The organism is Arthrobacter sp. HMWF013 (assembly GCF_003061105.1).
GTDB lineage: Bacteria > Actinomycetota > Actinomycetes > Actinomycetales > Micrococcaceae > Arthrobacter.
In genome coordinates, this window is record NZ_QAIQ01000330.1 from 14,932 (window position 1) to 20,819 (window position 5,888).

Here is a 5,888-nt window from a genome sequence, read left to right on the forward strand (position 1 = left end):
TCCTGGACCGCACCCCTGTCCAGCCCAGCGGACTGGGGCTGCCCATGAGCCAGTTCGACAAACACGACATGGACCCCATGGGCATGCTCAAACTCGATGTCCTGGGAGTGAGGATGCAAAGCGCCATGGCCTTTGCCGTCCGGGAAGTGATCCGGATCCATCCTTCCAAGGCCGAGGTGGTTGCGGCCGGGAGCCATCCCACGGGGCCGGACGGAACCGGGCCGGATTACATCGCCGAGAACGGCATGATCGACCTCAATGCTGTGCCGCTGGACGATGAACCCACCTACGATCTGATCCGCAGCACCCACACCCTGGGCTGTTTCCAGATCGAATCACCCGGCCAGCGTGAACTGATCGGCAAGATGGCGCCGCGTGAGTTCAATGACCTCATCATCGACATTTCGCTGTTCCGGCCCGGCCCGATGAAGTCCGACATGGTCCGGCCTTTCCTGGAACACCGGCACGGCTTCGCGCCGGAGGTCTATCCGCACCCTGACCTGAAACCGGTGCTGCAGGAAACCCATGGGGTCACCGTCTTCCATGAACAGATCCTCAAAACATTCGATGTCATGACCGGCTGCGGGCTTGCCCGGGCTGATGAGTTCCGCCGGGCGCTCGGCAACGAAGTCCTCGAACTGAAGGTTGAAGAGTTCTTCCGCAGGGAGGCCCGGGCAACAGGCTATTCCCCAGAGGTGGTGGATAAGGTCTGGGGCACCCTGAAGGCATTCGGAAGCTTTGGCTTCTGCAAGGCCCACGGCGCCGCTTTCGCCGTACCCACCTACCAGTCAGCATGGCTCAAGACCCACCATCCCGAGGCCTTCCTTGCCGGGCTGTGGGAACACGATCCCGGCATGTATCCCAAACGGCTGCTGGTGGCCGAGGCCCGCAGGCTGGGCATCCCCATCCTGCCGCTGGACATCAACCGCAGCGGCGCCGAGTACAGGGTTGAGCGGGTCGCCGACGGGCCGGACAGCGGAAAGCTGGGAATCAGGCTGAGCCTGAACGGTATTTACGGCCTGTCAGGTACCGAACTCAAACGGATTGTTGCCGGGCAGCCTTACGACTCCCTGGCTGACCTGCGGGCGCGGTCCAGGCTGAGCAAGCCAAGCATCAACAGGCTCGCCCGGCTGGGTGCCTTTGATTCACTGCACCGGGAGTCAGGGGGTGCAGCAAACCGCGCAGACCTCGTACAGCATCTTCAGAAGCTGCAATCCGCAGGAGGAACCAGGAAAGGCCGCGAGGTCATGGAAGGCCAGCTGTCCCTGCCGCTGGGGGACGTGGAACTGCGGAACGTCAAGCCTGGACTGCCTGCGCCTACCCTGGTGGAAAACGTCCGGGCAGAGCTGGACCTGATGGCCATTGATGTCAGCGGGCACCTGATGGACAGCCACCGGCCCATGCTGGCCAGGCTCGGCGTTACCACCGCGGACAAGCTCCTGGGGCTGCGCAACGGCACCGAGGTGCTGGTGGCCGGGGTGCGCATTGCCACCCAGACCCCGCCCATGCGTGGCGGGCGCAGGGTGGTTTTCATCAGCATCGATGACGGCACGGGCTGCATCGATTCCGTGTTCTTCCATGAAGCACAGGAACAGGCCGGGCTCCTGTTGTTCGGCACCAGGCTGCTGCTCATCCGCGGCACCACCAGGCGCACAGGGCCGCGGGGAATCAGCCTCAGCGCCAACATGGCATGGGACCTGAGCCGCGTGGAAACCCTGCCGTTCCCCGCGTCCCAGCCCCGGACCTCCGATGTCCCCCACCCGCTGGATGGGATCAGCCGGAGCCTGGCTATCACCGGGATGGGCGGCTGAGGGCCCGCGGGTCCCGTTGGTCGGCCTCCCGCGGAACCGATAGCATTGACGATGGCTGGCTGTGGTCCCCGTATGCCGCAAGCTATGAAGCCTAAAACTTTGAATAGGAGACACCCGTGTCAGATGCCCAGCAGATCACCCTCATCGTCGATGGCGAAGAGACCAAGGTGACTACCGGGACAACCGGTGCGGAACTCTTCTTTGAGCGCCGCGATGTTGTTGTGGCCCGCGTCAACGGCGAGCTGAAGGACCTGGACCAGGAACTGCCCGAGGGCGCTGAAATCCAGGCCGTCACCATCGGCTCGCCCGATGGCCTCAACGTCCTTCGCCACTCCACCGCCCACGTCATGGCCCAGGCGGTGCAGCAACTCCGCCCGGACGCCAAGCTGGGAATCGGCCCCTACATTACGGACGGTTTCTACTTCGACTTCGATGTCGCCGAGCCCTTTACTCCCGAGGACCTCAAGACCCTCGAGAAGATGATGCTCAAGATCATCAACCAGAACCAGAAATTCGTCCGCCGTGTTGTCAGCGAGGACGGGGTCCGTGAGGCCATGAAGGACGAGCCCTACAAGCTCGAACTCCTGGGCAAGAAAAACGAGGCGGCTGAAGCGGGCGAAGGCGTCAACGTCGAGGTCGGCGCCGGCGACATCACCATCTACGACAATGTGGACCGGAAGAGCGGCGACACCGTCTGGTGCGACCTCTGCCGCGGACCGCACCTGCCCAATACCAAGCTCATCTCCAACGCCTTCGCGCTGACCCGCTCCTCCTCCGCCTACTGGCTGGGCAACCAGAAGAACCAGCAGCTGCAGCGGATCTACGGCACCGCCTGGCCCAGCAAGGACGAGCTGAAGGCTTACCAGGAACGGATCGCCGAGGCCGAACGCCGCGACCACCGCAAGCTCGGTGTTGAGCTGGACCTGTTCTCGTTCCCCGATGAACTGGGCTCCGGCCTGCCGGTTTTCCACCCCAAGGGCGGCATCATCCGCAAGGAGATGGAGGACTACTCCCGCCAGCGCCACGTCGAGGCCGGCTATGAGTTCGTCTACACCCCGCACATCACCAAGGGCCACCTGTACGAGGTCTCGGGCCACCTTGACTGGTACAAGGAGGGCATGTTCCCGGCAATGCACGTGGATGCCGAACTCAACGAGGACGGCACCGTACGCAAACCCGGCCAGGATTACTACCTGAAGCCGATGAACTGCCCCATGCACAACCTCATCTTCCGTTCCCGCGGACGTTCCTACCGCGAACTGCCCTTGCGGCTCTTCGAATTCGGTGCGGTGTACCGCTACGAGAAGTCCGGCGTGGTCCATGGCCTGACCCGGGTCCGGGGGATGACTCAGGACGACGCCCACATCTACTGCACCCGCGAGCAGATGAAGGACGAACTCACCAAGACCCTGAACTTCGTCCTGGACCTGCTCAAGGACTACGGCCTGAACGACTTCTACCTGGAGCTTTCCACCAAGGACCCGGAGAAGTACGTCGGCGACGACGCCGCCTGGGAAGAAGCCACCAAGACCCTTGCCGAGGTTGCGGAGGAATCCGGGCTTGACCTGGTGCCGGATCCGGGTGGGGCCGCGTTCTATGGCCCCAAGATCTCCGTGCAGGCCAAGGACGCCCTGGGCCGGACCTGGCAGATGTCCACCATCCAGCTGGACTTCAACCTGCCTGAACGGTTCGAACTTGAATTCCAGGCCGCCGACGGCACGCGACAGCGCCCCGTGATGATCCACCGCGCACTCTTCGGCTCGATCGAGCGGTTCATGGGTGTCCTCACCGAGCACTACGCCGGAGCTTTCCCCGTGTGGCTGTCACCCGTCCAGGTGGTGGGCATCCCGGTAGCCGAGACCTTTAACGACTACATGTTCGACGTCGTTGACCAGCTCAAGGCGGCCGGCATCCGTGCCGAGGTGGACACGTCCTCCGACAGGTTCCCCAAGAAGATCCGCACCGCCAGCAAGGACAAGATCCCGTTTGTCCTGATCGCCGGCGGCGACGACGCCGAGGCCGGAGCGGTGTCCTTCCGGTTCCGTGACGGCAGCCAGGACAACGGCGTGCCGGTGGCCGAGGCAGTCAAGCGGATCACAGAAGCCGTCCGCAACCGGACCAGCTAGCGGAAACGGACAGAACACGGTGCAAGAGAACACAGGCGCTGGATATCCGGGCGATGCCGGCGTAACCGATGATTTTGATCTCGCGGGCGTGCCGGATGCTTTCCAGCGCCTGTGGACTCCCCACCGCATGGCCTACATCAAAGGCGGCCAGCACCAGTTCAAGAACGAGAATGACTGCCCGTTCTGTATCGGCCCCGGGCGGAGCGACGAAGAATCGCTGATCGTCCACCGGGGCAAGACCTGCTACGTGGTGCTCAACCTCTTTCCGTACAACCCCGGCCACCTCCTGGTCTGCCCGTACCGGCACGTCCCGGACTACACCGACCTGACGCTGGAGGAAACCGCGGAGTTCGCGGAGATCACGCAGACGGCCATGCGCGTCCTGCGTAAGGTGGCCAACCCGGGCGGGTTCAACCTTGGCATGAACCAGGGCGTTGTGGGCGGGGCAGGCATCGCAGCCCACCTGCACCAGCACATCGTTCCGCGGTGGGGCGGCGACGGCAACTTTTTTCCCATCATTGCCCAGACCAAGGCCATCACGCAGACCCTGGACGAAGTCCGTCTGCAGGTTGCCGAGGCGTGGCCCGGGGAGACGGATGCTGAATAGGCATGCGCGCGGTTTTTTCACCGCGCTGTTCACCCCGCTTGCCCGCTGGCTCCTGAAAATCGGTATTTCCCCTGATGCTGTGACGGTCATCGGGACTGCCGGTGTGGTGGTTGGCGCCCTGGTCTTTTACCCCCTCGGCCAGCTCTGGTGGGGAACCCTCTTCATTACGGCGTTCATCTTTTCCGATGTGCTGGACGGGATCATGGCCAGGATGCGGGATACCGGCGGCCGCTGGGGAAACTTCCTGGACTCCACCCTGGACAGGATCGCCGACGGTGCGCTCTTCGCCGGTGTAGCCATCTGGTTCTTCACCGGCGGCGCAGACTACGCCGTCGCCGTCGCCGCCACGCTTTGCCTCGTCCTGGGCATGGTGGTTTCCTATGCCAGGGCCAAGGCCGAGTCCCTCGGTTTCACCGCCAACGTGGGCATCGCTGAACGCGCCGAACGGCTGGTTTCTGTCCTCGTGGTAACCGGGTTCACCGGCCTGGGGTTGCCTTCTGTTGTCCTGCTGGTGACTCTCGGGCTGCTGGCCCTGGCGAGCCTGGTCACGGTGATCCAGCGCATCGTCTCTGTCCGTCGCCAGGCCCTGGCCGAGACCACCGCCACTGATTAACGCTGATTAAGCCCGCTGGCCGCGGTGGGACTAGTATTAGGACAGCCCGGTCACTGGATCCGGCAATCCGTGTGTGTGAATTTCGGCACCCCCGTGCCACTCCACGCCCGGCGAAGGTCATCTATCTACCCATAGGGGTTTTTGTGTCTACACCTGATGTAAGCAGCGAAGCCGGTTCGTCCGCGAACAGCGTCACGGGCAGCAACCGCGTTAAGCGCGGCATGGCAGAGATGCTCAAAGGCGGCGTCATCATGGACGTCGTCAACGTCGAACAGGCCCGCATCGCCGAAGACGCCGGTGCCGTGGCAGTCATGGCGCTGGAGCGCGTTCCGGCCGATATCCGTGCCCAGGGCGGCGTGTCCCGCATGTCCGATCCGGACATGATTGACAAGATCATCGACGCCGTCTCCGTCCCGGTGATGGCCAAGGCCAGGATCGGCCACTTCGTCGAGGCGCAGATCCTGCAGTCCCTCGGCGTGGACTACATTGACGAGTCCGAGGTCCTGACCCCGGCCGACTACGTCAACCACATCGACAAGTGGAAGTTCACCGTTCCGTTCGTCTGTGGGGCCACCAACCTGGGTGAGGCACTGCGCCGCATCAACGAGGGTGCGGCGATGATCCGGTCCAAGGGCGAGGCCGGTACCGGCGACGTCTCCAACGCCACCGGGCACATGCGCAAGATCCGCGCCGAAATCGCCAAGCTCGCGGCCCTGCCCGAGGACGAGCTC

At 63.7% G+C, this 5,888-nt stretch carries 4 protein-coding genes and 1 pseudogene; all 5 read left to right on the top strand.

Going from position 1 to position 5,888, the window contains the following annotated elements; genetic code table 11:
- Positions 1-1,811: helix-hairpin-helix domain-containing protein (locus tag DBR22_RS24515; RefSeq protein ID WP_258229176.1), on the top strand; the 1,811-nt coding region annotated here is incomplete at its 5' end.
- Positions 1,812-1,927: 116 nt separating this feature from the next.
- On the top strand, positions 1,928-3,937 hold the full coding sequence (gene thrS / locus DBR22_RS12500) for a threonine--tRNA ligase (RefSeq protein ID WP_108599284.1): 2,010 nt from the start codon (positions 1,928-1,930) through the stop codon (positions 3,935-3,937).
- Between the two features lie 19 nt (positions 3,938-3,956).
- The gene (locus tag DBR22_RS12505; protein WP_108599285.1) at positions 3,957-4,544 is read left to right on the top strand and encodes an HIT family protein; all 588 of its coding nucleotides are present in this window, start codon (positions 3,957-3,959) and stop codon (positions 4,542-4,544) included.
- Positions 4,534-5,157: a phosphatidylinositol phosphate synthase gene (gene pgsA / locus DBR22_RS12510; RefSeq protein WP_108599288.1), complete on the top strand. Its 624-nt coding sequence runs from the start codon at positions 4,534-4,536 to the stop codon at positions 5,155-5,157. The genes DBR22_RS12505 and pgsA overlap by 11 nt, the downstream gene beginning before the upstream one ends.
- Before the next feature lie 143 nt (positions 5,158-5,300).
- Positions 5,301-5,888, top strand: a pseudogene (locus tag DBR22_RS12515) (pyridoxal 5'-phosphate synthase lyase subunit PdxS); the annotation flags it as partial.

Bases quoted from the DNA above. Each gene is read 5' to 3' on its own strand.
- pgsA (WP_108599288.1), top strand. From the start codon at position 4,534: ATGCTGAATAGGCATGCGCGCGGTTTTTTCACCGCGCTGTTCACCCCG.